We start from the raw sequence: 1,454 nt of genomic DNA on the forward strand, positions 1-1,454 counted from the left end.
GGCGGATTCAATCGGTTGTCGCAACACCGGCTTGTTGGAGCAAGAGTAACTGGTCGTTGAAGGCCTCAGCCGGGGTCTTCCAGCCGAGGGTCTTGCGGGGTCGGGTGTTGAGGGCGTGAGCGACCGCTTCGATGTCTTCTGCGGTCCATCGGGACAGGTCGGTTCCTTTCGGAAAGTATTGCCGTAAAAGACCATTGGTGTTCTCATTCGTTCCGCGTTGCCATGGTGATTGTGGGTCGGCGAAGAACACAGGTATACCCGTCTCCACCTTGAACTGGGCGTGCGCGGACATCTCCTTGCCTCGGTCCCAGGTCAGCGATCGAGTCAGTTGATCCGGCAGAGTCGACATCGTCTCGGCGAGTGTGCTTTTCATGGTGATCGCGCCGTAGCCAGCCAGGGCTGGGCCGTTCTTGATCGTGTGCTTGTGTCGGTAACCCTGCTCGCGGGGCAGGTGGACGAGCATGGTGAATCGCGTTGTGCGTTCGACGACGGTGCCGATGGCTGAGCGCTCCAGTCCGATCAGGAGATCGCCTTCCCAGTGCCCAGGAACAGCACGGTCCTCAGCTTCTGCGGGGCGTTCGCTGATCAGCGTCTCCGGTGTGACGTGCGCCCAGGCCTTGCGGCGGGAACGTTCCCGTGGCGCGCGCAGAGCTCGCCCGGTGCGAAGACACCAGACCAACTCGCGCTTGAGCGCACCGCGGCCTTCAATGTAGAGCGACTGATAGATCGCCTCGTGGCTGATACGCATGGACTCATCATCAGGGAAATCGAGTTTGATCCGGTTGGCTATCTGCTCTGGACTCCAGGCCTGCACCCATGCTCGGTCTTTGCGGTGTGGCTTGTTGTTGCCGGTCCATCGCGGTGGCGGCGGCCCGGCCACGATCGAACCGTCGGGTCTGCTGATCTGGCCCGACAACCGTTGTTGGACATAGGCATGCAGCCGCTCATTTGTGACCAGTTTGGCCCGTTTCGGGCGCTTGGCGCTCAGCTCGGCCTTCCATTGCGCAACCGACGCGCGGTATTCGGATGTGTATCCGCGAGTGGCGGCGTTGCGGCGCAGTTCACGCGAGATCGTGGAGGGATCTCGACCGATCGCCCGAGCGATCTGGCGGACTCCGGCGCCTTGGACCCTCAGCAGCGCGATCTCCTCCCGCTCACGAAACGACAGGTAGCGCCCTGAAGGTGGCGTCAGATCAAACGGTGGCATGCCGCCAGCGTTGTGGAACCACCGCTGCCCGACCGGCTGCGACGCGCCGACGGCGATGGCGGCCGCCGCCGGCAACGACCCCTTAGCAATCTCGATCCAAAACAGCCGCTCTATCTCGCGCTGAAGCCGCGGCGCCCCCGGAGACCTCATCGCACGACGAATAGCGCGATCTGCTGCTTGCTGCCGACGAACCATCGAACACCCTCCAAAATTTCAGGGTGTTGCTTCGACCGGTTGAACCTAGTCA

At 62.4% G+C, this 1,454-nt stretch carries 1 protein-coding gene; it reads right to left on the reverse strand.

Annotated elements, in window-relative coordinates; translation table 11 throughout:
* Positions 1 to 7: 7 nt before the first annotated feature.
* Positions 8 to 1,402 (reverse strand): IS30 family transposase, encoded by a 1,395-nt coding sequence (locus CG716_RS29360; protein WP_094484660.1) that lies wholly within the window; start codon positions 1,400 to 1,402, stop codon positions 8 to 10.
* Positions 1,403 to 1,454 lie beyond the last annotated feature (52 nt).

The organism is Mycolicibacterium sphagni (assembly GCF_002250655.1).
In the GTDB taxonomy this organism is placed as follows: domain Bacteria; phylum Actinomycetota; class Actinomycetes; order Mycobacteriales; family Mycobacteriaceae; genus Mycobacterium; species Mycobacterium sphagni.

Coding starts and splice junctions, on each gene's coding strand:
- CG716_RS29360 (WP_094484660.1), bottom strand. CDS start 1,402: ATGGTTCGTCGGCAGCAAGCAGCAGATCGCGCTATTCGTCGTGCGATG.